We start from the raw sequence: 24,847 nt of genomic DNA on the forward strand, positions 1-24,847 counted from the left end.
ATCACTCTTTCAATCCCGAGGATTTGTGCAGCATCCAGTCAACGACGAAGTTAACGGCAACGGTCAGTAGCGCGATCGCGCCGGCGGCCAGCAGTGGCGCGGTTGCTGCAAGCGGTGCGAAAGCCGCAAAATTCACAAAGCCACCAAGATCGCGAACCATTGTGCCCCAGTCTGCCAATGGCGGCTGAATACCGACACCAAGGAATGACAACGCTGCAATCGTCAGGAAGACAAAGCAGAAACGCAAACCGAATTCCGCCAGCAGAGGCGCCGTCGCATTCGGCAGAATTTCCTTGAAGACAAGATAGCCAAGGCCCTCGCCGCGAAGCTTGGCTGCCTCAATGTAGTCCATCACCACAATGTTCTGCCCCACCGCACGGGCCAGACGGAAAACACGGGTGCTGTCGATCACCGCAATGATGATGACCATGAACACTGTCAGCGGAATACCCAGCTCAGGCGCCCAGACACTCGCAATCGTCATCAACAGCAACGCAAAGATAAGCGAAGGGATCGCCATCAGCACATCAACGGCCCGCGACAAAATCTGGTCCAGCCATCCGCCCAAAGTGGCTGCCAAAAACCCAAGCGAGCCGCCTAGCAGAAACGCAAGACACGTGGTTGCAAATGCGATCCCAACCGTATTCTGCGCGCCATAAATCAGACGGCTAAGAATATCGCGTCCGATCTGGTCTGTGCCGAGTGGGAATTCGGGGTTCCCGCCCATCGCAGGATCACCACCGGGAATGATATTTGCAGCGACGCCCGGAATAATCTGTTCTTGTCCATAAGGCGCAATGACACCGGCAAAAATTGCAAAGATCGCGTAGATGATGATGGTCAGGATTCCGAACGACGCGGTCAGCGGCATGGACCGGAACATCTTGCGACTCCAGGCCGTGCCAACCGACCGACCGAACAACCGGAAAATCCATGCCGCGATTGAAAAGATGATTAAGCCTTCGATCGCGATGCGTAGGAAAAAGAACTTGTTTGCAACCGCCGGATCAGAGCTGCGTCCTTGCAGATATGCCCAGACAAGCCAGATCAGAACGAACACCCCAAGGACATAACCGTATGCGACACCAAACGGCATGTCGCGGAACTTGGGCGCGTTCCCGGTCACAGCTTGTCCCGCAAATCTGAATGCCCATGCAATGCCCAGCATCACGACCAGTGCTATGGCGGTCCACACGATCATTTTGGATGCCTCAGCCGTGGGTTTGACAGGATCGACATGATGTCAGCCGTCAAATTCAAAAGGATAAAGGCGGTCGCAAAGATCAGGCAGCATGCTTGCACAACTGGAATATCGCGGATTTTCACACTATCCACGAAAAGCTGCCCAATACCCGGATAAACAAAAACCACCTCAACGACCACCACACCAGTGATCAGATATGCAAGGTTCAACGCAATCACGTTGATAATCGGGGCGAGCGCATTTGGCAGCGCATGCTTTACGATCACCCGCATCGGGGAAAGACCCTTGAGCCTTGCCATCTCGATATACGGGCTGGCCAGCAGGTTGATGATCGCCGCGCGGGTCATACGCATCATGTGCGCAGTGACCACAAGCGTCAGCGTCAACGCCGGCAACATGGATTTCTCAAGCCGTTCACCGAACGACATACCTTCGAAGATGTTCGAAAGGGACGGGAAGATCGGGTTCAGAACCGCCAAGAACAGGATCAGGATGTAGGCGAGGAAGAATTCAGGGCTCGAAATCGACGAGAGGGTGAAAATGTTGGTCGCGCGGTCAAAGACGGTATTGCGATAAAGCGCAGCCAGCACCCCGAGAATGATCGAAAATGGGACGGCAATCGCAGCGGTCACCATCGCAAGAAACATTGTATTGGCAAAGCGCGGGGCAATCTGCGCCGCAACTGTGGTCGCGCCAGAATCCGTACCGGTAAATGTTGCAAAGTTGGCTTGTGCAAAGCTTGTCCCAAGATCGCCCTGCAGCACACCACCAAGCCAGTCGAAGTATCGTGTGATCAACGGCTGGTCGAGACCAAGATCGCGCCGGATGGACGCAACCGCCTCTGGCGTTGCGCCTTGCCCAAGGATGGATTCTGCGAAATCACCGGGCAACAGGTTGACGGCGACGAAGATCACAATCGATACGATCAGAAGCGTCAGAAGACCAAGTGCCAGTCTTTGAAGAATAATTCTTAGGACACTGCCCAATGTGAAACACTTCCCCCGTTCGCTTTTTAAAGAGTAACGAGAGAATCCTGACTGTAAAGCCTAAAGCCCAAGCGCATTTCGATGCGCACCCATCATATCCATACTGCGGACAAGTTCTGCGGAGATCCCCGGCTCTGACAACGCATGGCCAGCGCGTCCAATAAATGTCAGGCGCGACTTGGGCCAGGCTTGCGATAGCAGGTGGGCGGAGAGCGGCGGGCAAATCATGTCATAGCGGCCCTGAACGATCACGCCCGCTATATGAGCAATTTTTTCCATCTGGTCGGGGTTCAAGATCTGCTGAGACGCATCAAGGAACCCCATGTTTTGGAAATAGTGGTTTTCTATCCGCGCAAAAGCACGGGCATATTCAGCGGGACTCTCACCAGTGATCCCGTCGCTGTCCATCGCTGCGAGCGCATTTTCCCAAGACGCCCAGGCCCGCGCATAGCGAATTTCGATACCGCGATCACCACAGAAAAGCCGACGATGATAAGCTGCGATCAGGTCATCATGTTCGTCTTCGGGAATGATCTTCGAAAAACGGGCCCAGAGATCAGGCCAGAATTGAGCCGCACCACCACCGTAAAACCAATCGAGTTCGCGTTGGGTCATCAAAAAGACCCCTCGCAGAACCAGTGCAGCGAGGCTTTCAGGGTGCGCCTGTGCGTAGATCAGGGCCAAGGTCGCGCCCCACGAGCCGCCAAAAACAATCCACCGGTCAATCCCAAGCGTTTCTCTGATCAATTCGATGTCGGCGACCAGATGCCAGGTGGTGTTAGCTTCGACGCTCGCGTGAGGGCGTGACCTGCCACAACCACGCTGATCGAACAGCACCACCCTGAAGATATCAGGATCGAAGTAACGCCGCATCGCAGGGCTACACCCGCCACCTGGACCCCCGTGCAGCACGACAACCGGGATTCCGTCCGGGTTTCCACACTGCTCCACATAAAGCGTATGGCCGTCCCCAACCGCCAGCATCCTTTGATCAAAGGGATCAATGGGCGGGTAAAGATGTGCACCTGGGCGCTTTTGACCTACGACTTTGTCCATAAGCAGACTATATCCCCTAACGACGCAAGTGACCATGAACGAGGCATAAAATGTCGGCAACCAATACCGTCGATCCATCTGAAATCGCCAAATTCGAAGCGATGGCTGCGGAATGGTGGGACCTCAACGGCAAGTTCAAACCGTTACACATGATGAATCCGGTGCGCCTCGACTACATCACCCGGCAGATCGCAGCTGAATATGGCCGCAACCTGTCTGAACCAGAACCTTTCAAGGGGCTTCGAATCCTCGATATCGGATGCGGCGGCGGTCTGCTTTGTGAACCAATGGCACGCCTTGGCGCAAGAGTCGTTGGCGCCGATGCTGCAGAGCGTAATATCCCCGTTGCGCGCATACATGCGGAACAGTCAGGGCTTGATATCGACTACCGCCACACGACGGCCGAAGCACTTGCAGAGGCGGGGGAACAGTTCGATGCGGTTCTCAACATGGAAGTGGTCGAGCATGTGGCCGACCCGCAAGCCTACCTTGATGCCTGTCAGAAGTTGCTGAAACCCGGCGGCATCCACATCTGTTCGACGATCAACCGCAACCCCAAAAGCTTTGCAATGGCTATCGTCGGCGCTGAGTACATTATGCGTTGGCTGCCGAAGGGAACGCACGAATGGAACAAGTTCATCACACCAGATGAGCTGTTCGGCTTTATTGAAAAGGCTGGCATGACGCCGGTTGACCGGAAAGGCTTCGTTTTCAACTTTGCCAAGTTCACATGGTCGATTTCGGATAAAGACTTGTCTGTGAACTACGTCACCGCCGCCACAAAGCCGTAAAACCCACGGTCGTTAGCCGGTTTCGCTGAGTTTCACGCGCATTTCGCGCAAGATGGGAAGGACCGTTCTTGCTCGCTCTTCTCCGACGTTATTGACGACTTCAGCGATGATCGGCGCGATAGCTGCAAGTGCCGCATCCCGGGCGGCTTGGCCAGCAGGGCTGATTGCAACCATTTTGCGCCGCGCGTCATCCCAGTCGGGGCGGATATGGACCCAGCCTGCCCATTCCAGTTTGTGCAGTGTGTTCGTCATAGCCCCGCGTGTCAGATGAAACGTTTTGGCCAATTGCGCAGGTGATCTTTCCGACCCCGCGCGCGCCAAGTGATTCAGAACCGAAAAATGAGAAAGCTCCATACCCTTCGGCATCGCCTTTGCGACGCTTGCGCGAGCAAGTTGGTCTACCATCAGGATTTCGCTGAAAAGCGAAACTGCAAGGTTATCCGACTGGTTCGACATCTATGGGCCTCTGAAGGCCCTGTCGTGTTGGAGGGCCGCGATACGTTTTCTGCTTTTTGCCACTTCGCCAAGGTTGAGATCAACCACTGCGACGCCGGGTTGCTGCCCCATGTCGCACAAGACCTCGCCCCACGGTGATATTGCGATGCTGTGTCCGTATGTTTGCCGTGACTTCCCCGTTTTCGCGTTATGGGTCCCGGTTTGTGCCGCCGCGAGCACGAAACATCCGGTTTCAATCGCGCGTGCGCGCAATAATGGCTCCCAATGTACCGCGCCGGTCACTGGCGAAAAGGCTGACGGCACAAGAAGAATCTCTGCACCTGCCTGCGCCAATGCACGGTAAAGATATGCGAACCTGAGATCGTAGCAGATACTGAGCCCGATATTTGCAAACGGTGTCGCAGCAACCACCGCTTCCTCCCCCGGACGATAGCCTGCAGATTCACGATAGGTTTCCGTTTCTGAAACGGTCACATCGAACATGTGAATCTTGTCATAGCGGGCTGCCACCGCACCGGTGCGGTCAATCAGAAACGATCTGTTGGCAAACCGGCCATCAGCGTCATCGGTCTTGAGTGCCAAAGATCCGATCGAAAGCCAGATGCCATGTGCGGCGGCTGCCTCCCTGAGCGCAGCCAAGGTCGGATCGTCTTCCTCGTGATACAATACATCCTGCTGGCGCCTCCGATCTTGAGACACACAATTCGTGACTTCAGGCGTCAGAACAAACGCGGCGCCGTTGTCAGCCGCTTCCGCGACCATGCGTCTGGTCGTAACCAGGTTCTCGGCGGGATCGTCGCTTGCATTGAGCTGAAGAAGCGCTGCCCTCATGCAGCTAGCATCGCATCCAGCTTGCCGCCACGCTCCAGCGCGAACAGATCGTCACAACCGCCGATGTGGGTTCCGTCGATGAAAATCTGTGGGACGGTTGATCTGCCACCTGCGCGTTGAATCATCTCCGGCCGCCGCTCCGGTTGCGCAGAGATGTTCACTTCTGAGAAGCTGACATCCTTCGATGAGAGCAAACGCTTCGCCATATGGCAGAAACCACAGGTTGGTTTGGTGTAGATTTCGACTTGAGCCATGTCAGCGCTCCTTTGAACAGGTTGCTATTGACTTAATGACCTTTGAGCACTCTTGCCAGTGTAACAACAAACACATCAGTGGCACCTGCTGCACAGACGGCCTCTGTTGCAGCCGTCAACGTGGCGCCAGACGTCATGACATCATCAACCAATAGAATAGAACGGCCATTGATCGAGGCTTGGCGCTTGGGATGCGCCGAAATTGCGCCGTCGAGGACAGCAAACCGCTCATCGCGTGAATGTCCATCAAGCGGCACGGTCCGTTGTGCACGCACCAACCCATCCACCAGAACCTCTGCCTCACGAAACCGGGATATTGCTTGGGCCAATAGAGCCGCCTGATTGTAGCGCCGTCGCATCAGCCGCGACCAATGCAAGGGAACAGGCATGACAAGACAGCTATCGGGGGCAATATCTTTCACCCTTTGATGCATCCATCGCGCCAACGTGGGCACCAGATCGGTTCGATCACCATGCTTGAGCGAAAGGACAAGGCGACGGCCGACACTCTCATACGCAAAGACTGCGCGCCCACGGCGCCATAGTCGCGGTGATGCCAAGCAATCATCACAGAAGGCGACGGTTCCATCATCTTCACCCGGCAGTGGCGCACCACAGGCGTCACAAACAGGACCGGCACAAAAATGAGTTTCTGACCAACATGACGCACATAGGCCGTTTTCCTGCTCAACGGGTGCATCGCACGCGAGGCAAGCCGCCGGATAAATGGCACGAATGACGCTTTGCAACTGCATGAATGCATCCTACATGAGCGGCATGAAGATGCCCCAGATTACTGACAGAGCCGCCCTCAGCCGCAATCGTGCGAGGGCAGAGCCCGAAGCGCTGTTCTTGCAGGAACACGCCGCTGACGAACTTCAGGAGAGACTGAACGAGGTTAACAGAACCTTTAAGTCAGTCGCGATTGTTACGGGATTCCCGCGTTTCTGGCAGGACCGCTTTCCGGATGCAAAAGTCATCACTGACACCGAAACACTGGATTTGAGTCAAGGCGCACATGATCTGGTCATCCATGCGATGAGTTTGCACTGGGCCAACGATCCTGTCGGACAACTGGTGCAGTGCCGACACGCGCTGACGCCGGATGGACTTTTGCTTTGCATTTTTCTTGGTGGGCAGACTTTGCACGAACTGCGCGCATCCTTGGCTGAGGCTGAGGCGAATGTTACTGGCGGGTTGTCACCGCGGATCGCGCCAATGGGTGAAATCCGCGACCTCGGTGGCCTGTTGCAGCGGGCGGGTTTCGCACTTCCAGTTGCGGACAGCACCCACCTGACAGCCAGCTACGTGAATGCCTTTCATCTGATGCATGATCTGAGAAAGATGGGCGAAAATAACGCGCTGTCCGACCGCATCAGGCACATGACCCGACGCAATGTTCTGACAGAGGCTGCGTGTATCTATGCCGACAACTTCCGGAATGACGACAACAGGGTCGATGCGACATTTGAATTTATCACACTCACGGGGTGGTCGCCGGATGCAAGCCAACCGCAACCGCTGCGACCGGGCAGTGCGACAGCCCGCCTCGCCGACGCATTGGGAACACAAGAAACGCCCCTTGATAGGTCCAATGACTGATTTGGGACGTATCCCATTTAACTACCACCAGAATGACGCTACCTAGAGGGCGATGAAAATGTTCGATGCACAAACCCAAACGGAAGAGCGCCCAGCGGTTTGCCCTGTCCATGCACAGCCTGATCATCCGCCAATCAAGCCAGCGCGGGTGGGTATTCTTGTTGCGAACCTGGGAACACCAGACGCGACCGACTATTGGTCGATGCGGCGTTATCTGAACGAATTTCTTTCTGACAAGCGCGTCATCGATTACTCGGCATGGATATGGCAACCGCTATTGCAACTCGTGATCCTGTCAAAGCGTCCCTTTTCTTCTGGAGCGGCCTACAAGTCGATCTGGAACGAGGAAGAGAACGAAAGCCCTTTGATGACCATCACGAAGGCGCAGACAGCTGCGATCAAAGCAAAGATGGTCGAGCGTTACGGTGATGATGTGCGCGTCGATTTCTGTATGCGCTACGGCAATCCGTCAACCAAATCCAAAGTCCGCGAAATGGTTGAGGCCGGATGCACGAAGATCCTGTTTTTCCCGCTCTACCCTCACTATGCAGGAGCGACATCAGCGACCGCCAACGATCAGTTCTTCCGCGCGCTCATGGAAGAGAAATGGCAGCCGATCGCGCGTGTGGTCGAACCCTATTTTGATGATCCCGCCTATATCGAAGCGCTCGCACAATCCATTGAGCGCGCATATGAAAACGCAGAAACGCGTCCGCAAAAACTGGTGTGTTCCTATCATGGCGTGCCGGAGCGCTATCTGCGTGAAGGCGACCCCTATCACTGCCAGTGCCAGAAGACGACGCGCCTGCTCAAGGAACGTCTGGGGTGGGACGACACTGAAATCGTCACGACCTTCCAGTCCCGCTTCGGGCCCGAAGAATGGTTGAAGCCGTACACAGTCGAAGAAGTCGCGCGCCTGGCCGAAGAAGACGGGATCAAGAACATTGCTGTCTGTGCACCTGCCTTCTCGGCAGACTGCATTGAAACGCTTGAAGAGATTAACGAAGAGATCAAAGAAAGCTTCGAAGAAGCGGGCGGTGAACACTTCACCTATATTCCTTGTCTTAACGATGACCCTGCGCATATCGATGCACTTTGCGGGACAATTGAACGTAATCTCAAAGGCTGGCTTGCCTGAACATAGATGAAAATCAGGTGGACACCGCAAGGCGCTGAAATCGATGCCGTCGATCTCGGCGGTTTGCTAGGACTTGATCCTGCAACGGTGCCAGCAAAGATGCGACAGGGTGAGATCACGAGCCGTTCCGAGGAAGGCATAGACGAGGACGCTGGCAAACATCGCCTGACGTTCTGGTACAAAGGCCGCCGTGTCCGCATTATCTGCGACGCACAGGGAAACGTCCTAAAAACAACACGAACGAATCCCCCGAAATCCTAGCGGATGGTCAGGTTTACCTAAGGGTAGTTTCATTCAGCCAGCGTGAAACCATGACGCGAATTTTGCAAAAATCCTTGTAATTCTTGCGGAAAATGCCGGTAAACGGGCGGTTTCGACGCCCGCTGTTCATGTAAATGCCTCAATAGAGCCTCATTTATCTGGCATTCATTATGATGATTTTTTGTGTTGGTTAGGAGCGCGCCGGAGTTTTGGCGCGATAAAAGGTGATATTATGACAGCAGCAAAACATGCTGATCTGGATATCGTCCCCCCTGAGGGTAGTGAAGCACTTCCAAGCGGGACGGACCTGCTTGGGGATCAGTTTACAATCGAACGTCCGCTGAGCAATGGCGGGTTCGGAATCACCTATCTTGCCAAGGACAACTTCCTGAACAGGCGGGTTGTTATCAAGGAATGCTATCCCGAAGTCTTTTGCCGGCGTGAGGGCCGCAACGTCCTGGTCCGCTCAAGCGTTCACCACGAAAAATACCGCGCCATCGTTCAGATGTTCATGCGGGAAGCGCGCGCCATTGCGAAATTGAAGCATCCCAACATCGTCGGCGTGCACAGAATTTTCGAGGATAACGAAACCGCCTACATGGTTCTCGACCTGATTGAAGGTCGCGACCTTCTGAGCGTGATCAAAGATACCTACGACGAAGTTGCACCCGATCAGATCAAGGATCTTCTGATCAAGGTGCTTGATGCGATTGATCTGGTTCACCAGCACGATCTGCTGCACCGCGATATCTCGCCTGACAACATCCTTCTCGATAAATGGGGCAACCCGATCCTCATCGATTTCGGCGCAGCCCGCGAGGAAGCAAGCCGCGAAACTCGCGCCGTCTCTACCGTTTTGGTCGTGAAAGACGGGTATTCCCCTCAGGAGTTCTACTTTGCAGGCGGCAAACAAAGCCCAAGCAGTGATCTCTACGCTTTGGGGGCTACCTTCTACCACCTGATCAGCGGCGAGGCGCCTCCCAACAGCCAGACACGGATGGCCGAGTTTGCCAGCAAGAACCCCGACCCCTGTGAGCCGCTGGCAGGCAGGTTCCCGGAATATGATCCGGAGTTCCTAGAGGCCATTGATCAAGCGATGGCGATCCTGCCCAAACAACGCATTCAAACAGCGCGAGAATGGCTGAATACGGTGACCGGCCGCAAGGACAAAGTCCGGCCTATCCGGCAGACTTCGACTGATGATCTGAACAAGGTCTTGTCGCGCCTTGTCTCTGAGACAAATGAATACCTGAGTTCCGAACCGCGTGGCGCTGATCCGCGCACCCGGCGCAAGCCGACCCATGCCGAAGCGCCGATACTGGAGCTTTCCGATCCTGAACCGCAAGAAGAGCCGGAAGAATACGCGTGGCCAGCACGCGATCCTGACCGCGTATGGTCAGAACCGGTCATCGCAAAACCGGGGCGGCTCGCTGTACCAGCCAGACGGCGTTGGTGGCAATTCAGCTTGTTTGGACGGACCTAAAACCACAAAGGGCGCCTTTGACGGCGCCCTTTTTCGGTTAGGTGAACTGTCTGTTACAGGATCAAAACCTGCGTGCCGACTTTCGTCAGATCGTAAAGCTCGGCAATGTGCTCGTTATACAGCCCGATACATCCGTTCGAAGACCTCCGCCCGATCTTCCGCGTGTCGTGGGTGCCGTGGATACGGTAATACTGCCACGTCAAATGAAGCGCGTGAGATCCCAGCGGGTTATCAGGACCCGGGCCGATGAAGTCTGGCCATTCAGGGTTGCGCAACTTCATGGCCGGTGTCGGTGCCCAGCTTGGCCCTTCGACCTTGCGCGTAATCGAGGTGCGGCCGGTCCGCGTCAGATCCTGTGTCAGCGGCACACTTGTCGGGAACAGTTTGTAGACGCTCTCGTCTTCAGACCAGTAGTGCAAAGCGCGCGACTGGATGTCGACCAGCACGGCCCCGTTACGCAAACTTGTAAAATACGGCTGCCAGTCAAGCGACCGGAAGCTTGAAATATTCCGCTGTACGCCATCAATGATGTCAGCTTCGATTTCTGTGCTGTTTTCGGTCTGTGCAGTGGCCGAGGTGCCAATTGCAGCAGCAGTCGCGGCAATAAACCCGCGGCGGGAAAAATTGTTGGTCATTGCGATCTCCCTGAAGAGGATGGCGGTAATTAATCATCAGATATTGTGTCTCTTTGACGACTGCAATTCAAAGAAACGTCATCCCGAGCGGTTCAATGCCAAGTGTGTTTGAAGTGCCGCGACAATAGGGCTAAGCACGATATGAAATTGTTTGGAAACACAACTATGTTGCGACGCTCGTTTGTTCTTAGTCTTCCTGCCGTGGCATTGGCAGCCTGCGCATCTTCGGCACGGCGTCCCATCGGCCCTGATGGGCTGCCGCTCGATGTCGCTTACCGCATTGATCCCTCGGACACTGCTGCGATCCAGTTTCGGATGCTCGACAGCGTGAACGCACTGCGTCGCAATGCCGGTGTGCCGATGGTTCAGTTGGATGCGCGGCTGAATGCCGCCGCAGCAACCCATTCGCGTGATATGGCCGTGCAGAACCGTCCTTGGCTCTTTGGATCTGACGGCTCCAGCCCGCTTGAGCGGGCGCGGCGCGTCGGGTTTCCAGGAAGGCTCTTGGGCGAAAACATCTCGGAGTCGTTTGAAAGCGAGCTGCAAACACTTGCAGCGTGGATGACGCAGGAAGATACGCGAGCCGTGATCCTTGATCCACGCGCCCGCTTCATGGGCTTCGCCTGGTATCAAGAGCAAGGCGGTAAGCTGTGGTGGACGCTCAACATGGGAAGCGACCCCGCAGAAAGCCGCCCGATCGCCAGCATACTTTAAGGGTAGATGTAGATTTTCGTTCCGGTTTCGACCATTGCGAAGATCTCTTCGACTTCTTCGTTCTTCACTGCGATGCAACCCCACGTCCAGTCAGGCTTCCCAAGCCATTCATTCGGCGTGCCATGAATGAAGATATCCCCACCAGGGCTAACACCACGTGCCCGTGCCTGCGCAATGTCGGAAGGTCTGGGATAAGAAATACCCAAGGACAAGTGAAAGCGGCTGTTGGGGTTCTTCCGGTCAATCCGGTAGGCACCCTCAGGCGTGCGCCCGTCGCCTTCCTGCATCTTATGGCCAAGCGGTTCAAACCCCAGGTCGAAGTTATATTCCTTCAACAGGGTTCGGTGATGCAGAATTTGCATTAACCGCCGGTCTTTGAAGACCTGAATACGCGTAACCTCTGGCCCGCGATATTGCGCCGCCCCGGCCGAGCAACCTGCAAGGCCAAGCGCCGTTCCAACCAACATGGATCGTCTTGTAATCATGAATACTGCCCAATTTTCACGGTCTTTGCCGCTTATGCGAGAAAGATAGCGCAGCTTCGCTTCATCGGGCAATAGGATGCGACAATATGGGTTTCTACCGCGTGAATGGTGCAACAACTTCGGTGTGAGGTGACCAGCGGAACTGATCGACCACCTGCACCCACGGCATTGCAAACCCCGCAGCCACCAAGGCCTGTGCGTCCCGCGCAAAAGTGACAGGGTTGCATGACACCATCGCAATCGTCTTGATGTCCGATTTTGCCAAAGTCGCAATCTGTGCCTCGGCGCCGGCACGTGGCGGGTCAATCACAGCAGCATCGAATTTGCGCAGCTCATCTGCCTCCAATGGGCGACGAAAAAGATCCCGCGTCTCGGTCGTGACCCGACGCAGCTGGAAGCCTTCACGCCACCCGCGATCAAGTGCTTTCAGCATCGCTGCCTCACCCTCAACAGCATGAACTTCTGAACGCTTTGCCAGCGGTAACGTAAACGTGCCGCACCCTGCAAAAAGGTCGATAATCCGTGTGGCCTTGGCGGTGATTTCCTCAACAGCCGCAAGCAGACTTTCTTCGCCATGCCGGGTCGCCTGCAAAAAGGCACCCGGCGGCGGCACCACAGTCGTACCACCGAAGTCCTGCGAAGGCGGATTGATCGTCACAACTGGCTCATCGTTCCATTCCAGACGCGACAACCCGTATTGGTTTGCGAGTTGAGGCAGCTCGATCCTCAGCTGCGCAGTCAGCTCTTTGTCGGTTTCGACAAGTATATCAGGTCCGTGGTCTGTCTCTGTGACAGTCAGGTCAATCTCGCCCTTGCGTGAACAGGCCAGCAGGGTCAGCGCCTCTAGTGCTGGAAAGCTTGCCATCAGTGCAGGAGAAAGCAACTTGCAGCCCGGCACCTCAACCAAAGTATCTGACCCTTTCGCATGAAATCCGATCATCGCACCCTTTTTGGTGCGGCGACCCGATAGTTTGGCGCGGCGGCGCGATTGCGCAGGCGAGGTCGCAACAGGACGAAATTCGGTGCTCAGGCCACGCGCGGTGAGCGCCTTTTCGACAATCTCCTGTTTCCATCCGGCAACGAATTCATCGCTGGCATGCTGCATTGCACAGCCGCCGCAGGACTTGAAATGGCGGCAAGGTGGTGCAACTCGATCAGACGATGGAGTCACAATCCGCACAGTCCCGTCTTGCGCGACGTCCACCTCCTCCCCGGGCAATACGCGCGGCAAAAGAGATTGCCCGTCAGAAGCACGCCCCAACCCCAGATGTGTCAGGCTTTCGATCGTCAGCATTTATTCCGCCGCATCTTTCACATTGATAAATCCGCCAGACTGGCGGTTCCAATAGCGCGCATAAAGCCCGCCTTGCGCCAGAAGCGCCTCGTGCGTTCCTTCTTCGACAATGCGACCTGCGTCAAGAACGACGATCCGGTCCATCCGCGAAAGTGTTGAGAGCCGATGAGCAATGGCGATGACAGTCTTATCGCCCATGATGCTTTCCAAGGCATGTTGAATTGAGGCTTCCACCTCAGAGTCCAGTGCGCTTGTCGCCTCGTCCAGCACAAGAATGGGCGCATCCTTCAGAATGGCGCGTGCGATGGCAATCCGCTGTCGCTGCCCGCCTGATAGCTTGACGCCACGCTCACCCAGATGGGCATCATAGCCTTTGCGACCCTTGTGGTCTTGCAGATCAAGGATGAAATCATGCGCCTCAGCTTGCTTGGCGGCCGCATGAATTTCGACCTCCGTCGCGTCGGGTTTCCCGTATCGGATATTGTCAAAGGCAGAGCGATTGAACATCGCTGTTTCCTGCGTGACCATCGCGATCTGACTGCGCAGGCTCGATTGGGTCACATCCCGCACGTCGTGACCATCCAGCGTGATGCGACCCTCCTCGGTGTCGTAGAGACGCAGAAGCAAGGCAACCAATGTGGATTTACCCGCGCCTGATGCACCGACGAGGCCCAACTTCTCACCCGGGCTGATCGTCAAGCTCACGTCATGCAAACCGCGAGGCCCACCACCGTAGGAAAAGCTGACACGTTCCAAGGAAATTTCGCCATCATTGACTTGCAAAGGCTTTGCATCGGGCGCGTCAGTCAGCGTGTGGGCCGGGCTTAGCGTATGCATGGCATCCTCAACCTCGCCCACGTTGGCATACATGCCCATCAGTGTGAAACTGACCCAACCTGTCATCTGGGCCAGTCGCAGGGAAATCGCACCTGCGGCCGCGATTTCGCCAGCAGATGCCGCGCCGATCGTCCACAGATAAAGTGTCGTTCCAACCAGAATGACTGGCAGGAGCCCACCGAGCGCCATCAGCCAAAAACGGAACGCTGCCGAAAGCCACCCGAAGTGGACAGCCTTGTCCCAATACCGCGCCATCGCATCCGTTGCCGCGCGATCCTCATGGTCGTCATGGGCGAACAACTTCACGGTTTTGATGTTGGTGATCGTGTCCACAACCTGCCCGCTGACCATCGCGCGCGTCTCGGCCCGCGCCTTGGACCGTGCCCGCACCCGCGGAATGAAAAAGCGGATCATATAGACGTAAGCGACTGCCCAGCCCGCAAGCAAAACTGCCGCCCGCCAATCGACAGCAAAAAGAACAACGACTGACCCGACGAGTGAGGCAAGCGCAAAAGCCACGGTGTGGATCATATCGACGATCAGATCGCCCGCTGCTCTGGCGGCTTGCATCTGCTTTTGTGCGATACGTCCGGCAAAATCGTCGTCAAAGAACGTGACCGACTGCCCTAGAGAGTGACGGTGCAGGCGTGACAAAATGAGGTTGCCGAGTGCAGGCCCGACCACCACGGATTGCATCATTCCTGACAGGCCCATCAAAGCGGGGCGCAGCAGGATGAAGAAGCAAAGGACCCCGATCAACAGCAGCACGTTATCGCTGAAATAGCTGTCAGCCGAAGACGCAAGGGCAGCGTCAATGACCCAACCCAGCATCAGCGCGGATGCAACCTCAAGCACGCCGCCCAGCGCCGAGATGACCCCCGCTATGACGGTCACCTTCGTGCTGCCCTTCAGGCACCAGCGCAGAAACGGCAAAAGCCGTTGCGGTGGTGGCCCATCAGCGGCCTGAAATGGATCAATCCAGCGTTCAGGTGTCATATCCGTCTTTCATTACTGCCCAAGGAACCCACCGGATTGGCGCGCCCAGAACCGTGCGTATTGTCCGTCTGCCGCGAGCAGCGCGTCATGGGTGCCGTCCTCAACGATGCGGCCCTGATCCATGACGATGATCCGGTCCATCCGCGCGATGGTCGACAGACGGTGCGCAATGGCGATGACGGTTTTACCGTCCATCATCCGGTAGAGCGTTTCCTGGATGGCGGCTTCGACCTCACTATCTAGGGCGCTTGTGGCTTCGTCCAAGACGAGCAGGGGCGCATCTTTCAGGATCACCCGCGCAAGACTGATCCGCTGACGTTGGCCACCTGAAAGCTTCACCCCACGTTCGCCGACCTTGGCGTCATACCCCTTCCGACCTTCGTTGTCCTCAAGCCCCAAGATAAAATCATGCGCTTCGGCCTTCTGGGCGGCCTCGATCATTTCCGCTTCAGTCGCCGCAGGATTGCCGTACAGAATGTTTTCGCGGACCGAGCGGTGCAAAAGGGCGCTATCCTGCTGGACCATCCCAATGGCACTGCGCAAGCTGTCTTGGGTCGCCTTGGCGATATCCTGACCATCAATCAGGATTTGTCCCTTTTCAGCGTCATAGAACCGCAAGAGCAGTTTGACCAAAGTGGATTTGCCAGCGCCGGACTGCCCGACCAGACCTACCTTTTCTCCGGGCGCAATCGTCAGGTCGATCTGATCAAGACCACCTGTCTGCTTGCCATAGTGGTGCGACAGATTCCGCAACACGACCCCGCCTGCGGTCACTTGCAGCGGCGTCGCATCAGGCGCGTCCACCAGCTCCACCGGTTGCGCGATGGTCAACATGCCTTCTTTGACAACACCCAATTCGCGGAAGAAGTCCGACAAGGCCCACATGATCCAGCCGGACATGGCATTGAGGCGCAGCGCCAAAGACGTGGCAACGGCAACCATACCGATTGAGGCAGCCCCTTGCATCCAGATCCAGATCGCCCAACCAACGACACCAACGACCAACACACCATTGAGGATCATGAGTCCCGCATCCATCGTGGTGTAGAGGCGCATTTCGTATTGGAAGGTGCGGCGTGCCTCTTCAATGGCTTCCTTGGCATAGTCCACTTCACGGTCGTGATGGGCGAACATCTTGACGGCGTGGATGTTTGTGTAGCTGTCCACAACGCGCCCGGTCACAGCGCTGCGGGCGTTGGACGCAGCCTCGGAGGCTGGCGTCACGCGGTAAAGCACCCAGCGCACCAGAAAAAGATACGGGACCAGCCAGAACAACAAAGGGATCACAAGGGCCGGATCGGTCTGCGCCAGAAGAAAAATAGAGGCGACGACATAGGCGATGGCAAAAGTGATCGCGTCGAAAAGCTGGAACACCACAGCACCTGCCGCTGGCGGGGTTTGCATGATCCGGTTTGCAATCCGACCTGCAAAATCATCCTCAAACCAGCCGACTGACTGCCGCAACACATGCCGATGCGCCCGCCAGCGGACCAATGTGCCAAAGTTCGGCAGGATCGTGTTGTTGAGCAGCATGATCTGCACAACATGGACCAAAGGCCGGATCGTCAGGATCAGCACGGCAACAAGGATCAATTCGACCCCGCTACGCGCCCAGACTTCCGCTGGGGTGCCGCTCCCGAGAATATCGACGAGCCTTCCCAGATAGGCGAGCAGCCAGATCTCTACGATCGCAATGATCACAGACAACGTGCCGGTGACCCAGAACACCTTTTTGAACGGCTGGGCATAATTCAGCAGGAACGGAAACAGTCGCTTGGGCGGCGTGTCGTTCTCGGCATAGGGGCCGTAAGGGTCTACAAGGCGTTCGAAATAGCCAAACATGGGGTAGGTCTCAAATAATCAGAGACCCGCTATACCAAGCCGGTTACAGAAAAAGAAGCAAAGAGAATCCGGCCAGCGCCACAGCCATTGTGCGCATGAACACACGCCAGGCGGTCGGGTTGGTCAGCAGATACGAAAGCAGGCTGCCGGCCGTCGCCCAAAACGTGCAGACGCCGAGGTTGATCCCTGAAAAGGTCAACGCCAGTGCCGTGGCCTGATCAAGTGGTGTGAGCATGGCGACATAGGCTGTCGCACTGAGCGCCACAGCCCAGACCTTGGGGTTGACCCACTGGAAAAGCACCGCCTCGATAAACGTAAACGGGCGGTCACGACTTGTCTTTTTTGTGGGGTCGGCATTCCAAAGGTTATACGCCATCCAGAGAATCCAGAGGCTCGCAATGATCTTGAGAACGAGGGTCAAGGCAGGCAGAGCCGTCAGCAGCGCCCCGATGCCGATCCCTGTGACGAAAGCAATAACGCCAACACCCAGCGCCACACCAAAAATATGAGGAACCGTGAGCTTGAAGCCGAACCGCGCACCCGATGCGGTAATCAGAATGACATTCGGCCCGGGCGAGAAAAGGCCGAAGAAGACGAAACCGATCAGTGGAAGGTAATCAGCCAAGAAGCTCTGCCTTTGTCAGTGTGAAACCCGATGCGATCCAGCGCGCCTCGGCCTCTTTCAGTGCCGCACCCAGTGCAGCACCCTCCAAGGCAGGCATCAGATCGGCAGCGCGCAGAGGGAAGACCTGTTTTGCTGCGCTTTCAAGCTCTGAAAGTTGTCCTGGCGGCAATGGCTGCCCAAGGGAAGCCGCCCGGATCAACGCGGCATCGCGGGCCGCATCAAACCCGTGGCGATAGGCGAGTTCGGCCAACCCTGCGTCATCGGTGACATGCGCCAGATGTCGCTCGTCTGATTTTGACAGGCGCAACCCATCACGCTGACCGCCAATCACCGCAAGCCGGCGCAGCGGGGCGGGGGGAACCTCTGCCAGTTTTTCGAGGTGTGCTAAAACGGCCAAGGTTCCGGCCTCGGCACCTGGCAAGATCTGCGCCAATGCCCCTGTCGAGGCCATGCTGGCCACCGCGGGGGCTGGTTCTGGTGCGGCCAATAACTTCAGCAATTCCGCCGTCACCCGTTCCGCCGAGAGTGCGGACAGACCTTCAATATTTGCAGCACAGGCCGCGAGACCGTCCTGATCAATCCCAGCATCAGCGTCACCGTACCAGGCATGAAACCGGAAGAAACGTAGTATCCGAAGATAGTCTTCCTGAATGCGCCGCTCGGGGTCTTCGATGAAGCGGACGCGGCGGGCCGCAAGATCGGGCAAGCCGCCTAACGGATCGGACACAGTGCCATCAGCTGCCGCATAGAGAGCGTTCATCGTAAAATCACGACGGCGAGCGTCGTCCGTCATGTTGTCCGCGAAGACGACCGTTGCATGACGACCGTCAGTCGCTACATCGCGGCGGAAGGTCGTGACCTCGAAGGGCACATCGTCAGCGACGAGCGTTACTGTTCCGTGATCAATACCGGTGGGGACGGCTTTGATCCCTGCGGCCTCTGCCAGTGACATCACGGTCTCGGGGTGGGCGTCGGTGGTCAGGTCCAGATCACTTACAGGCGCGCCGATCAGATCATTGCGGACGCAACCACCGACAAACCACGCCTGATGCCCTGCGTCAGTCAGCAGCTGACAGACGCGCTGGGCGGGGGCGGATGTCAGCCAGTCACCTGTGATCCGTGTCATGCCACACGCTCCGCCAGACCGCGCAGCATCCGACCTGTCGCACCCCAGATGTAATAGGGGCCAAAGGGAACCGTGTAGTAATAGCGCTTGCGTCCCTGCCAGTGGCGACCCTCGACGCGGTAGTTGTTCAGATCGAGGAGATGGGACAGGGGTACCTCGAAAATTTCGCTCACTTCGCCCGCTTCGGCAATATGATCGAAATCTGCATTGATCAGACCCACAACAGGCGTGACGTGATAGTTGGTCACTGTCTGATGGTGAGGCAATGTGCCAAGCACATCGACAATAGCTGGGGGAAGACCGATTTCTTCCTGCGCTTCACGCAAAGCTGCATCAACAGGCGTGGCATCCGTCGGATCCTGACGCCCACCAGGAAAGGCGATCTGGCCGGGGTGATGCTTGAGGCGCGCCGAGCGTTTCGTCAGCAAAACCGTCTCGGTTTTGGCAGAAATCCCGATCAGAACACCCGCAGGCGTCAGACGCCGCTGGGGCGCAGTCACATCGGGATTGAGGTCAAAGTCAGAGGACACATCGCCCTTGAGGGACAATGCATCCTCCAACCTTTGACGCAGATCAGGCACTTTCATCATTCGCTTCAAACCCCAGCGTATCGGGGTCGAAGACATAATGAGCCCCGCAGAACTGGCAGTCTGCCGTCACGGTGCCTGCATCGGTGATCATCGTGCTGATATCCTTGGCCGAATAGATCGACAGAGACTGGCGGACCTTGTCGGCCGAACAGCTACACCCGAACTTCACCGGTTGCGGATCAAAAACGCGCGGCTTTTCTTCGTGGAACAGACGCACGAGCAACTCAGTCGGAGCAACGGACGGGCCGATCAGTTCAAGCGCATCCACGGTATCGAGCAAGACGTTTGCACGGTTCCAGTTTTCACCCTCATCCTCATCAAGAATGTCGGTCGCCTCCAACAGGCCATCCTCGCCGGATCCGCCTTCACCTTTCATTTCAGGTGAGGCTTTGGGCATATGTTGGAGCATGATGCCGCCAGCGCGCCAATGCGTCCCTTCTCCTGCAAGCTGCGAAAGCCCGTAGGTCAGCTCAAATCGCGTCGGCAACTGCTCTGACTGAGCGAAATAGGTCTGGGCACAGGCCGAAAGCGATCCGCCAGCAATCGGTGTGATCCCCTGATACGGCGTCATGCCCTGACCCTGGTCGATTAGGATCGCGAAATACCCCTGACCGATCTGGCTGAATGGATCAGCGTTCTCGTCCAGACGCTCTGCATCATAAGACGCGTAGGCACGGATGCGCGCAGGCTCACCATCTTCGGTGGGGCCGTAGTAGTCGGTGGCGATCAGACGGGCAGGGCCTGACCCCCGCACCTGCAACGACAGCTTCCAGCGCAGCTTGATGGATTGTCCGATCAAGGCCGTCAGCAATGCCATCTCTGCCACCAGTCCTTCTATCAGCGGCGGATAGTCGTGCTGTTTGAGAACCTGCTCCAGCACGCCATCAAGACGCGCCACACGTCCGCGAATATCGGAGGCGTCAAGCTGGAATGGCAGGACGGTATCGTCCCAGGCGATTTGGTTGCCTGTGGTCATAGTCTTTCCTAACACGTTTCGGGGTGGCATACCGCGCCTATATAGGCGGAGCAACCGCGCGTCCAAGGGGGCAAGCTATGATCAGACGGTATGGCGATACGCCAAAACCGGGGCAACGATACAAGGCACGTCCCGGTGTCTATGCGATCCTGCCGCTGGGTGGAAAGCTGCTGCTGACCTATCAAGGCGACCCGCACCACGAAATACAATTGCCAGGAGGCGGCATCGATCCGGGTGAACACCCCCTGAATGCACTGCACCGCGAAGTCTTTGAGGAAACAGGTTGGCGCATCGCGGCGCCGCGCAAACTGGGCACATTCCGCCGCTTTGCATACATGCCCGAATACGACATGTGGGCCGAGAAGCTTTGCCATATCTACCTGGCACGTCCCGTCCGTCCGCACGGCCCCGCGACAGAACCGGGGCATATCCCCCTCTGGATGGCGCCAGAGGTTGCGGTGTCTGAACTTTATAATGACGGCGATGCAGACTTTGTAGCATGGGTTGCGGGGCTATAGGGGGCTCTGCCCCCATCGCCTGCGGCGATTCCCTCGGGATATTTATTGGCCAACAATGATGGGGGCCTAGATCGGCAGGTCGCGGCCTTCAATCAGGTGGCCATACAAGGTCGTCAGGATGCTGACGCCGAGCATCAGCACCGTCCATCGCACAGCGATGTCCAGAACAAAGCCAACCAGTGGCAGGACCGCCGAAATCTCTGCGATCAGCACTGTCGCAACGCCGTTGATGCCCATCAAGAGGAAGGCCACGCCAAAAATGGTGCCAGACATCCCTTTGGTCGCGTGCCATGAATCGCCCATCGAAATCGGTTGTCCTATGGCAATGGAAGGCAAGGCAATCGCAATCCGCAACCAGACATAGGTCATGAACCCCGTGATCAGAACGGAGACGAAGACTGCGGCGACCCCGCTCCCCGCCATCATGAGCGGCATTGCCAGACCCATCGTCAGGAAGATGAGTGGCAGCGAGGCAAGCGCGATAATAAAACCATAGAGTATGGAACGACCCACATAGGCCCAGATCGGACGACCAGCCAATTGCGGCAGAAGCCCGGGGTATTCCTCAAGCAGAATGAAGCGATGCCAGGCGACGGCAACCCAGGCAACGGTGAAAAGCACGACCGGGATCAGCGCAAGAATGATCAGGGCCGCGGTCGGCTGCATGGGTTCTGCTCCACCCATCGGCGTTCCGTTATCGAACATGCCACCGGTTTCGCTGATCATGCCCACAGCCAGCACGACGATGACCGACAGGATCAGATATGGGCCCACCGAAACCTTGAGGGCCTCGCGCAGGTTGCCAAAGACCATGCGGAAGGCGTGGCGGATGATCTGAAAGGCCATGGCAGTTCCCTGATTTGCAATTCGTGATCAAGATGCATGTCACAGCGATCCGGTCAACAGGCCACTCCTTGCCCCTTTTGCCAAAACCCGCTATCGCGCCATCGCAACCCTATTGACGCAAAGGCACAACGCGCATGACTGCTCCGAAGAAAGTTGTTCTGGCCTATTCAGGTGGCCTTGATACCTCGATCATTCTCAAGTGGCTGCAAACGGAATACGGCTGTGAGGTTGTCACCTTTACTGCCGATCTGGGTCAGGGCGAGGAATTGGAGCCTGCCCGCAAAAAGGCCGAAATGATGGGTGCCAGCGCAGTCTACATCGAGGATTTGCGCGAAGAATTCGTGCGTGATTTCGTCTTCCCGATGTTCCGCGCCAATGCGCTTTATGAAGGGCTCTATCTGTTGGGCACGTCGATCGCCCGTCCGCTGATCTCGAAGCGTCTGGTCGAGATCGCCGCCGCAGAAGGCGCGGATGCGGTGTCACATGGCGCCACTGGCAAGGGCAACGATCAGGTAAGGTTCGAACTGGCCGCCTATGCGTTGAACCCCGAGATCAAAGTGGTCGCCCCGTGGCGCGAATGGGATCTTTCGAGCCGGACCAAACTCATTGATTTTGCTGAGAAACATCAGATCCCCATTGCCAAGGACAAGCGTGGCGAAGCGCCGTTCAGTGTCGATGCCAACCTGTTGCACACGTCTTCTGAGGGCAAAGTCCTGGAAGATCCCGCGCAGGAAGCACCGGACTATGTCTATCAGCGCACGGTCGCACCCGAGGATGCGCCCGATCAGGCCGAAATGGTCGAAATTGAATTCGAGCGTGGCGATGCCGTTGCCATCAACGGTGAGCGGATGTCCCCTGCGACGATCCTGACAAAACTGAACGAGTTGGGCGGCAAACACGGTGTTGGCCGTCTCGATTTGGTCGAGAACCGTTTTGTTGGCATGAAGTCCCGCGGCATCTACGAGACGCCAGGCGGGACGATCCTGCTGGAAGCCCATCGCGGGATCGAGCAGATCACGCTGGATTCCGGTGCGGGTCACCTGAAAGACAGCATCATGCCGCGCTATGCCGAGCTGATCTACAATGGCTTCTGGTTCTCGCCTGAGCGCGAGATGTTGCAGGCGCTGATTGATAAATCCCAGGAGCATGTCTCGGGCACGGTCCGCGTAAAGCTTTATAAAGGCTCAGTAAATACCGTCGCCCGTTGGTCGGATCATTCGCTTTATTCCGAGGCCCATGTGACCTTTGAAGAAGATATGGGTGCCTACGACCAGTCGGATGCACAAGGTTTCATCCAGTTGAATGCACTGCGGTTGAAACTGCTGGCGGCACGTAACCGCAAGGGGTGAGGGGGCGCTGCCCCCATCGCCTGCGGCGATCCCCCGGGATATTTATAGGCCAATAATAACAGTGGCTTAGAGTTTCTCGGCTGCAAGTTTCTCATAGTGCGGCATCGCGAGGTGCAGCATTTTTTCCTGGGTTTCGGCAAGTTCAGGCAAAGGGCCTTCGGCCCCTGCGAAACCGGTGCTTTCATGCACTGCGCCGTACCAATGCGCAGCCCAGATACCGTCGTCTTTGCGCGGGCCTGCGGGCCAGTGCAGCATGGCGGGATCAAAATCTAAGCCTATGTTTTTGCAAAGCTTTTTGAGCATCTTTTCGGGATCGGCGCGGATATCTGCGCTGTCGATCACGAGGCCGCCGATCCTGTCATAAAGTGCGGTTTGCTGGGGGTAGCCGATATCCGCCAGCGTCATCTCTTCGCGTTTCGCCCCGTAGCTGGCGATCACCCGTGCGGGGTGACGGATCAGGTGAATATTGATGCAGTCCTTTGCCCAATCGAGCGGGAAGCTCGCGATCATGTGATGCGGCATGTGCTTCATATAAAAGTGTTTTTTGCCATCAGGCACAGGTCCGCTGCATCTTGCCGCAACAGCATGCGGGTCGGTTTCATGTGCGCTGAGGATCGCCTCTCGCATCGGGTGATGAAGGCCGGTTGCAGCCAGAAAAGGCGCATAGAAGGGTTCGTCCCAAACCGCAAAATCGGCGCGGTTTCCAAAGGCATACATCATCGCGGTCGAAAGGTTCCGCGGCCCTGACCACATGGCGATTTTCATGTCGCACACCCTGTGCACCACATGTACACAGCCTGTACACAGGCTGTACACCAGCTGTGCAGACAGGCCCGTCTCATGAATTTGCCACCAGATCTTTGTAAAGGTCGCGCAGTCGTGCGGTCACAGGACCCAGCTTGCCCGTCCCGATCTGCCGGCCGTCGATGTGACTGACCGGTGTTTGTGCACCGAACGTGCCGGTCAGGAAGGCCTCGTCTGCCGCATAGGTATCCACCAGTGAGTAGTTGCGCTCGTGCACGGGGATATCATTGGCGCGGCAAAGGTCGATGACCTTCTGGCGGGTGATTCCGTTCATGCAGTAGTCGCCAGTGCTGGTCCAGACGGCACCTTTTTTCACAATGAAGAAGTTGCAGGCGTTCGTTGTGTTCACAAAGCCATGCACATCAAGCATCAGCGCCTCGTCCGCGCCCGCCTTCCCGGCGGCGATGCAGGCAAGAATGCAGTTGAGTTTCGAATGGCTGTTCAGTTTGGGGTCTTGCGTCATTGGCAGGCCGCGCTGATGCGGAACAGTGGCCAGAGTGATCGGGCGCGGGATCTTGGGTTTGGAATGCTCCATGATGATCACGAAAGTCGGGCCCGATTGCGACAGGCCGGGGTGCTGGAAGGGCCGCACCTTGGTCCCGCGCGTCACCATCAGCCGTGCGTGGGCGTCTGTGGTCATGTTGTTGGCGCTGCGTGTGTCCTCAAGCGCCTGCATGACACCGGCGCGGTCCATGCCGATATCGAGATCAATTGCTTTGGCTGCTTCAAAGAGCCGGTCGATATGTTCATCCACAAAGGCCCATTTGCCATCGTAGAGCCGCAGACCTTCCCAGACGCCATCGCCCAGCATAAAGCCGCTGTCATAAACGCTGACGGTGGCCTCCGCCTTTGGCACGATCCTGCCGTCTACGTAGATCAGGATCTCTTCGTTGCGGGCGTCTTCTTCGGCCTGATGGGTGGTGACTTCGGGCATGGCTTGGTCCTTTGCTTGCCGCGCGAGTGATGGAGAACGGATTACAACCTGTCAGATCAGGACTTGAAAGGGCACTAGCCATAGTGCGTCCGTCGGCTTCGCTCTTCTCCGATACTTTTCCATAAGAACCTGCCAGTTTTTATAACGACGCAAACAGCAAGCAAAATGCAATCACGCTGATAAGCTCTACAGAGCTCTTTTTCCACATCAAAGT

Annotated in this window: 27 protein-coding genes and 1 pseudogene; 8 read left to right on the forward strand and 20 right to left on the reverse strand. The window is 56.7% G+C overall.

Annotated elements, in window-relative coordinates; translation table 11 throughout:
• Position 1: 1 nt before the first annotated feature.
• From BM316_RS11345 to pip, 3 genes are read right to left on the reverse strand one after another with little or no spacing between them, the layout of a single operon-like run.
• Positions 2-1,201 (reverse strand): ABC transporter permease, encoded by a 1,200-nt coding sequence (locus BM316_RS11345; protein WP_207493683.1) that lies wholly within the window; start codon positions 1,199-1,201, stop codon positions 2-4.
• The gene (locus BM316_RS11350; RefSeq protein WP_090208465.1) at positions 1,198-2,190 is read right to left on the reverse strand and encodes an ABC transporter permease; all 993 of its coding nucleotides are present in this window, start codon (positions 2,188-2,190) and stop codon (positions 1,198-1,200) included. The genes BM316_RS11345 and BM316_RS11350 overlap by 4 nt, the downstream gene beginning before the upstream one ends.
• Before the next feature lie 60 nt (positions 2,191-2,250).
• Entirely contained in the window at positions 2,251-3,246 is a 996-nt protein-coding gene (gene pip / locus BM316_RS11355) for a prolyl aminopeptidase (RefSeq protein ID WP_090208468.1), read from the reverse strand.
• A gap of 50 nt (positions 3,247-3,296) precedes the next feature.
• On the opposite strand from pip, the gene ubiG reads away from it, so the two are divergent.
• Entirely contained in the window at positions 3,297-4,037 is a 741-nt protein-coding gene (gene ubiG / locus BM316_RS11360; RefSeq protein WP_090208470.1) for a bifunctional 2-polyprenyl-6-hydroxyphenol methylase/3-demethylubiquinol 3-O-methyltransferase UbiG, read from the forward strand.
• Between the two features lie 12 nt (positions 4,038-4,049).
• Here ubiG and BM316_RS11365 read toward each other — a convergent pair whose 3' ends face one another.
• From BM316_RS11365 to BM316_RS16875, 5 genes and pseudogenes are all read right to left on the reverse strand, one after another.
• Positions 4,050-4,493 (reverse strand): MarR family winged helix-turn-helix transcriptional regulator, encoded by a 444-nt coding sequence (locus BM316_RS11365; protein ID WP_090208473.1) that lies wholly within the window; start codon positions 4,491-4,493, stop codon positions 4,050-4,052.
• Entirely contained in the window at positions 4,494-5,324 is an 831-nt protein-coding gene (locus BM316_RS11370) for a carbon-nitrogen hydrolase family protein (protein ID WP_090208475.1), read from the reverse strand. It abuts the gene before it with no gap.
• Positions 5,321-5,578: a glutaredoxin 3 gene (gene grxC, locus BM316_RS11375; protein WP_090208478.1), complete on the reverse strand. Its 258-nt coding sequence runs from the start codon at positions 5,576-5,578 to the stop codon at positions 5,321-5,323. The genes BM316_RS11370 and grxC overlap by 4 nt, the downstream gene beginning before the upstream one ends.
• A gap of 32 nt (positions 5,579-5,610) precedes the next feature.
• Positions 5,611-5,937: a ComF family protein gene (locus BM316_RS16870; RefSeq protein WP_311135668.1), complete on the reverse strand. Its 327-nt coding sequence runs from the start codon at positions 5,935-5,937 to the stop codon at positions 5,611-5,613.
• A gap of 210 nt (positions 5,938-6,147) precedes the next feature.
• Positions 6,148-6,333 (reverse strand): annotated as a pseudogene (locus BM316_RS16875) (double zinc ribbon domain-containing protein); the annotation flags it as partial.
• Between BM316_RS16875 and BM316_RS16725 the strand changes: the two are divergent.
• The 4 genes from BM316_RS16725 (at position 6,332) to BM316_RS11400 (ending at position 10,062) form a co-directional block, all read left to right on the forward strand.
• Entirely contained in the window at positions 6,332-7,180 is an 849-nt protein-coding gene (locus BM316_RS16725) for a methyltransferase domain-containing protein (protein WP_242649885.1), read from the forward strand. The pseudogene BM316_RS16875 and the gene BM316_RS16725 sit on opposite strands and share 2 nt — an antisense overlap.
• Before the next feature lie 52 nt (positions 7,181-7,232).
• Positions 7,233-8,318 carry a ferrochelatase gene (gene hemH, locus BM316_RS11390; RefSeq protein WP_090208484.1) on the forward strand — a complete coding sequence of 362 codons (1,086 nt, stop codon included), beginning with the start codon at positions 7,233-7,235 and terminating at the stop codon, positions 8,316-8,318.
• Between the two features lie 6 nt (positions 8,319-8,324).
• A complete protein-coding gene (locus BM316_RS11395; RefSeq protein WP_090208487.1) occupies positions 8,325-8,579 on the forward strand; it encodes a DUF6522 family protein in 255 nt (84 codons plus the stop codon).
• A 232-nt stretch (positions 8,580-8,811) separates the two neighbouring features.
• On the forward strand, positions 8,812-10,062 hold the full coding sequence (locus BM316_RS11400; RefSeq protein ID WP_090208490.1) for a serine/threonine protein kinase: 1,251 nt from the start codon (positions 8,812-8,814) through the stop codon (positions 10,060-10,062).
• A gap of 53 nt (positions 10,063-10,115) precedes the next feature.
• Here the strand turns inward: BM316_RS11400 and BM316_RS11405 are convergent, their stop codons facing one another.
• Positions 10,116-10,697, reverse strand: coding sequence for a L,D-transpeptidase (locus BM316_RS11405; protein WP_090208492.1), 582 nt, complete (start codon positions 10,695-10,697; stop codon positions 10,116-10,118).
• 165 nt (positions 10,698-10,862) lie between these two features.
• On the opposite strand from BM316_RS11405, the gene dalA reads away from it, so the two are divergent.
• Positions 10,863-11,411: a divisome-associated lipoprotein DalA gene (dalA, locus tag BM316_RS11410; RefSeq protein ID WP_090209429.1), complete on the forward strand. Its 549-nt coding sequence runs from the start codon at positions 10,863-10,865 to the stop codon at positions 11,409-11,411.
• Here dalA and BM316_RS11415 read toward each other — a convergent pair.
• The 8 genes from BM316_RS11415 to hslO form a co-directional block, all read right to left on the reverse strand.
• Positions 11,408-11,878 (reverse strand): L,D-transpeptidase family protein, encoded by a 471-nt coding sequence (locus BM316_RS11415; protein WP_207493685.1) that lies wholly within the window; start codon positions 11,876-11,878, stop codon positions 11,408-11,410. The two genes, dalA and BM316_RS11415, sit on opposite strands and share 4 nt — an antisense overlap.
• Before the next feature lie 112 nt (positions 11,879-11,990).
• Complete coding sequence (locus tag BM316_RS11420; protein WP_090208498.1) at positions 11,991-13,190, reverse strand: class I SAM-dependent RNA methyltransferase; 1,200 nt, start codon at positions 13,188-13,190, stop codon at positions 11,991-11,993.
• Positions 13,191-15,023, reverse strand: a complete 1,833-nt coding sequence (locus tag BM316_RS11425) for an ABC transporter ATP-binding protein (RefSeq protein ID WP_090208501.1) — start codon at positions 15,021-15,023, stop codon at positions 13,191-13,193.
• Between the two features lie 12 nt (positions 15,024-15,035).
• Positions 15,036-16,865 carry an ABC transporter ATP-binding protein gene (locus BM316_RS11430; RefSeq protein WP_090208503.1) on the reverse strand — a complete coding sequence of 610 codons (1,830 nt, stop codon included), beginning with the start codon at positions 16,863-16,865 and terminating at the stop codon, positions 15,036-15,038.
• 43 nt (positions 16,866-16,908) lie between these two features.
• Positions 16,909-17,490, reverse strand: coding sequence for a LysE family translocator (locus tag BM316_RS11435; protein WP_090208505.1), 582 nt, complete (start codon positions 17,488-17,490; stop codon positions 16,909-16,911).
• The gene (locus BM316_RS11440) at positions 17,483-18,616 is read right to left on the reverse strand and encodes a CCA tRNA nucleotidyltransferase (protein ID WP_090208508.1); all 1,134 of its coding nucleotides are present in this window, start codon (positions 18,614-18,616) and stop codon (positions 17,483-17,485) included. The genes BM316_RS11435 and BM316_RS11440 overlap by 8 nt, the downstream gene beginning before the upstream one ends.
• Complete coding sequence (locus BM316_RS11445; RefSeq protein ID WP_090209436.1) at positions 18,613-19,197, reverse strand: CoA pyrophosphatase; 585 nt, start codon at positions 19,195-19,197, stop codon at positions 18,613-18,615. The genes BM316_RS11440 and BM316_RS11445 overlap by 4 nt, the downstream gene beginning before the upstream one ends.
• On the reverse strand, positions 19,190-20,182 hold the full coding sequence (hslO, locus tag BM316_RS11450) for an Hsp33 family molecular chaperone HslO (protein ID WP_090208510.1): 993 nt from the start codon (positions 20,180-20,182) through the stop codon (positions 19,190-19,192). The genes BM316_RS11445 and hslO overlap by 8 nt, the downstream gene beginning before the upstream one ends.
• A gap of 77 nt (positions 20,183-20,259) precedes the next feature.
• Between hslO and BM316_RS11455 the strand changes: the two genes are divergently transcribed.
• Positions 20,260-20,700, forward strand: a complete 441-nt coding sequence (locus tag BM316_RS11455; protein ID WP_090208513.1) for an NUDIX hydrolase — start codon at positions 20,260-20,262, stop codon at positions 20,698-20,700.
• A gap of 66 nt (positions 20,701-20,766) precedes the next feature.
• Here BM316_RS11455 and BM316_RS11460 read toward each other — a convergent pair whose 3' ends face one another.
• Positions 20,767-21,546 (reverse strand): hypothetical protein, encoded by a 780-nt coding sequence (locus BM316_RS11460; protein WP_090208516.1) that lies wholly within the window; start codon positions 21,544-21,546, stop codon positions 20,767-20,769.
• 134 nt (positions 21,547-21,680) lie between these two features.
• Here BM316_RS11460 and BM316_RS11465 point away from each other — a divergent pair, with 134 nt between their 5' ends.
• The gene (locus BM316_RS11465) at positions 21,681-22,895 is read left to right on the forward strand and encodes an argininosuccinate synthase (RefSeq protein WP_090208519.1); all 1,215 of its coding nucleotides are present in this window, start codon (positions 21,681-21,683) and stop codon (positions 22,893-22,895) included.
• A 66-nt stretch (positions 22,896-22,961) separates the two neighbouring features.
• Here BM316_RS11465 and BM316_RS11470 read toward each other — a convergent pair whose 3' ends face one another.
• Together BM316_RS11470 and BM316_RS11475 are read right to left on the reverse strand one after the other, a co-directional pair.
• Positions 22,962-23,660: a sulfotransferase-like domain-containing protein gene (locus tag BM316_RS11470; protein WP_090208523.1), complete on the reverse strand. Its 699-nt coding sequence runs from the start codon at positions 23,658-23,660 to the stop codon at positions 22,962-22,964.
• Positions 23,661-23,733: 73 nt separating this feature from the next.
• The gene (locus BM316_RS11475; RefSeq protein ID WP_090208525.1) at positions 23,734-24,633 is read right to left on the reverse strand and encodes a D-amino acid aminotransferase; all 900 of its coding nucleotides are present in this window, start codon (positions 24,631-24,633) and stop codon (positions 23,734-23,736) included.
• Positions 24,634-24,847: the final 214 nt, after the last annotated feature.

This window comes from Yoonia litorea (genome assembly GCF_900114675.1).
Taxonomy (GTDB): Bacteria; Pseudomonadota; Alphaproteobacteria; order Rhodobacterales; family Rhodobacteraceae; genus Yoonia; species Yoonia litorea.

Bases quoted from the DNA above. Each gene is read 5' to 3' on its own strand.
- BM316_RS11395 (WP_090208487.1), top strand. From the start codon at position 8,325: ATGAAAATCAGGTGGACACCGCAAGGCGCTGAAATCGATGCCGTCGAT.
- BM316_RS11405 (WP_090208492.1), bottom strand. From the start codon at position 10,697: ATGACCAACAATTTTTCCCGCCGCGGGTTTATTGCCGCGACTGCTGCT.
- pip (WP_090208468.1), bottom strand. From the start codon at position 3,246: ATGGACAAAGTCGTAGGTCAAAAGCGCCCAGGTGCACATCTTTACCCG.
- BM316_RS11465 (WP_090208519.1), top strand. From the start codon at position 21,681: ATGACTGCTCCGAAGAAAGTTGTTCTGGCCTATTCAGGTGGCCTTGAT.
- BM316_RS16725 (WP_242649885.1), top strand. From the start codon at position 6,332: ATGAATGCATCCTACATGAGCGGCATGAAGATGCCCCAGATTACTGAC.
- BM316_RS11415 (WP_207493685.1), bottom strand. From the start codon at position 11,878: ATGTTGGTTGGAACGGCGCTTGGCCTTGCAGGTTGCTCGGCCGGGGCG.
- BM316_RS11460 (WP_090208516.1), bottom strand. From the start codon at position 21,546: ATGGCCTTTCAGATCATCCGCCACGCCTTCCGCATGGTCTTTGGCAAC.
- BM316_RS11475 (WP_090208525.1), bottom strand. From the start codon at position 24,633: ATGCCCGAAGTCACCACCCATCAGGCCGAAGAAGACGCCCGCAACGAA.
- dalA (WP_090209429.1), top strand. From the start codon at position 10,863: ATGTTGCGACGCTCGTTTGTTCTTAGTCTTCCTGCCGTGGCATTGGCA.
- BM316_RS11420 (WP_090208498.1), bottom strand. From the start codon at position 13,190: ATGCTGACGATCGAAAGCCTGACACATCTGGGGTTGGGGCGTGCTTCT.
- BM316_RS16870 (WP_311135668.1), bottom strand. From the start codon at position 5,937: ATGCGACGGCGCTACAATCAGGCGGCTCTATTGGCCCAAGCAATATCC.
- ubiG (WP_090208470.1), top strand. From the start codon at position 3,297: ATGTCGGCAACCAATACCGTCGATCCATCTGAAATCGCCAAATTCGAA.
- BM316_RS11455 (WP_090208513.1), top strand. From the start codon at position 20,260: ATGATCAGACGGTATGGCGATACGCCAAAACCGGGGCAACGATACAAG.
- BM316_RS11400 (WP_090208490.1), top strand. From the start codon at position 8,812: ATGACAGCAGCAAAACATGCTGATCTGGATATCGTCCCCCCTGAGGGT.
- grxC (WP_090208478.1), bottom strand. From the start codon at position 5,578: ATGGCTCAAGTCGAAATCTACACCAAACCAACCTGTGGTTTCTGCCAT.
- BM316_RS11430 (WP_090208503.1), bottom strand. From the start codon at position 16,865: ATGTTTGGCTATTTCGAACGCCTTGTAGACCCTTACGGCCCCTATGCC.
- BM316_RS11425 (WP_090208501.1), bottom strand. From the start codon at position 15,023: ATGACACCTGAACGCTGGATTGATCCATTTCAGGCCGCTGATGGGCCA.
- BM316_RS11470 (WP_090208523.1), bottom strand. From the start codon at position 23,660: ATGAAAATCGCCATGTGGTCAGGGCCGCGGAACCTTTCGACCGCGATG.
- BM316_RS11440 (WP_090208508.1), bottom strand. From the start codon at position 18,616: ATGACACGGATCACAGGTGACTGGCTGACATCCGCCCCCGCCCAGCGC.
- hemH (WP_090208484.1), top strand. From the start codon at position 7,233: ATGAAAATGTTCGATGCACAAACCCAAACGGAAGAGCGCCCAGCGGTT.
- BM316_RS11365 (WP_090208473.1), bottom strand. From the start codon at position 4,493: ATGTCGAACCAGTCGGATAACCTTGCAGTTTCGCTTTTCAGCGAAATC.
- BM316_RS11345 (WP_207493683.1), bottom strand. From the start codon at position 1,201: ATGATCGTGTGGACCGCCATAGCACTGGTCGTGATGCTGGGCATTGCA.
- hslO (WP_090208510.1), bottom strand. From the start codon at position 20,182: ATGACCACAGGCAACCAAATCGCCTGGGACGATACCGTCCTGCCATTC.
- BM316_RS11370 (WP_090208475.1), bottom strand. From the start codon at position 5,324: ATGAGGGCAGCGCTTCTTCAGCTCAATGCAAGCGACGATCCCGCCGAG.